Source organism: Vibrio sp. Y176, assembly GCF_033438945.1.
Window position 1 is genome coordinate 1 of sequence record NZ_JAWOQS010000610.1, and the last position, 666, is coordinate 666.

A 666-nucleotide genomic window follows, 5' to 3' on the forward strand; every position below is an offset into this window, starting at 1 on the left:
AAATTTCATCACCTTCAAGTAGCGCGTAGCTACCGATTGGCACCTGACAGCCACCTTCAAGAGTTAGGTTCATGGCACGTTCGCACAACACGCGATCGGCGGTGTCTTTATGGTTGAGTGGCTCCAGAAGTTTGAGTAAGCGTTCGTCGTCTACGCGGCATTCAATACCGACAGCGCCTTGGCCAACCGCTGGCAGTGATTGTTCTGGTTCGATAAAGCTGCGAATTCGGTCTTCCAATTTCAAGCGCTTTAGACCTGCGGCTGCAAGAATGATAGCGTCGTACTCACCCGCATCCAGTTTGCCAAGTCGAGTACCCACGTTGCCACGCAGTTCTTTGATAATGATGTCTGGGCGGTATTCTTTCAGTTGGCATTGGCGACGCAAACTGCAAGTACCGACGACCGCACCTTGAGGGAGTTCATCAATGCTGCTATAGGTATTAGAAACGAAGGCGTCGCGAGGGTCTTCGCGCTCGCAAATGGTCACGAGGCCAAGGCCTTCAGGGAAGTCGACAGGTACGTCTTTCATTGAGTGCACGGCTAGATCGGCGCGGCCTTCAAGCATGGCAACTTCAAGTTCTTTAACGAACAAGCCTTTGCCACCAACTTTAGCCAGCGGTGTATCCAAAATCACGTCACCTTTGGTCACCATGGTTACCAACTCGA

At 51.8% G+C, this 666-nt stretch carries 1 protein-coding gene; it reads right to left on the bottom strand.

The genetic code is table 11. From position 1 onward, the window contains the following. Window positions 1–666, bottom strand: a 666-nt coding sequence (gene hemC, locus R7O13_RS27600; RefSeq protein WP_318305289.1) for a hydroxymethylbilane synthase, incomplete at both ends; no start/stop codon positions are given.